Source organism: Komagataeibacter melaceti (assembly GCF_003403295.1).
Taxonomy (GTDB): Bacteria; Pseudomonadota; Alphaproteobacteria; order Acetobacterales; family Acetobacteraceae; genus Komagataeibacter; species Komagataeibacter melaceti.
Map to the genome: position 1 here is coordinate 1 of NZ_QUWV01000162.1, position 1,444 is coordinate 1,444.

Below are 1,444 nucleotides of genomic sequence, written 5' to 3' on the forward strand. Positions count from 1 at the left end.
TCCAGAAACGCCGGCCCGTCACCCGGCCAGACCGGATCATGGCCGTCCAGACAGAACGGAGTGAATCTCCCACCCCATGAAACGACGCTAGGCCCATCGGCATGAGGAACGGGATGCGCCAGCGTTACATGCAACCAGGAAACGCAGTTGAGTTCTTCCGTCCGCATTGCGGCATCGAAGCCGCGCGGCTTGCGTTGCCCCCGTGCAGGGCGGACGAGAACCATGAAGGAACGCCGGGGACACATCTGGGCAACGTGCCGACCGAAGGTGAGAACCTGGGCAGCAATAACCGGCATGGTCGTCGCCGTGATCTGCCGGGGCGGGACCATATGGGTCGTGATTTCGTAGGAGGTGGAAGCCCCCATTTTTCCAATGATGCAGGTAGCGGGCGTTGCTTGCAGGATCAGAACGGCCATTGCTTTTCTCTCTCTTTATATTGCTGTTTCGGATGTTCCACGCGGGCCATGGCGTGCCGGTTGGGGCCAGAGCGGCGTCATGCGCCGGCACTGGACCCACGCGCAGCGCAGCGAGCATGGGGAAGCGCCACCTCTGGCCCCAACCGGCACGCCATGGCAGCGCCGTCCCCGTTTCGCGTTTCGTGTTTTCTTTCAGGCCCGCCGCCGCGGGCCAGCGTTACGGCGGGGAGGCGCCAGACATGGCGCACTGATCCGTGACGGCGTCACATCGAGCTACAGGGCACCCTCTGAAAACCCGGCTTCCTGCCTGTCCGTCCACGCGGCCACGAACGCCCGGGACGGCCCTGCGCTCCGCCCTTTTCCCATTGTGGCAATGCTGGTGTTTCGTACTCAGCAAAACGGAAGGGGCGCGGCACCGCGAGGTGTCGCGCCCCTTGAAAATCGTAGCCGGAATGTCCTAATCTGAACCCGAGGCCGGGGGGCATCCCCTCAAAGAATACCCCCCGGCCCTGTGGTGGAAGTGGATTAATCCGCTAGGCCCTTCAGGACGGTGGCTGCCGCCTGAAGGGCCTTCTTCGCTGTGCGAAGCAGCTTCTTAACCCACTTCCGGTCCACCACAATCAAGACGATCATGGTTTCCCCTCAGTTCAGGACATGACATCACGGCCCCCGGGATGTCATGTCCGGCTACGATGAATGGGGGCCGCGACACCACACGCCGTAGCCCACGCGGATGTTTCGGCCGTCCTCATCAGGCGGCCCCCGGTTCCTTATGCCGCCGAAACCCGTGGCGGACAATGGCGGGACGGCCCCAGCCAGCCCTCACCTTCAAGCCGCTGGCGCATGAGGGTCTGCGCATCGACCACGAGCGCCAGCCAGTCACTGGCGGGCCGCTCCATGCGGATCCATTGCCGGTGCCGCTCCGCGCACCGCCACGCGGTTTCATGATCGGGCAGCAGCCCCAGTGTCTGCCCGCAGAAAGAGAGTTGCGCCCATGGTTCCGACCTGTTGCAGAAGCAGGTCTCAAC

1 protein-coding gene and 1 pseudogene are annotated in these 1,444 nt (G+C 63.9%); both read right to left on the reverse strand.

Translation table 11 applies throughout. The features are described from left to right. Positions 1-416: pseudogene (locus tag DY926_RS17720) on the reverse strand (hypothetical protein); the annotation flags it as partial. A gap of 770 nt (positions 417-1,186) precedes the next feature. Next, a partial coding sequence (locus tag DY926_RS17405; RefSeq protein ID WP_158552039.1) for a hypothetical protein occupies positions 1,187-1,444 on the reverse strand: 258 nt, incomplete at its 5' end.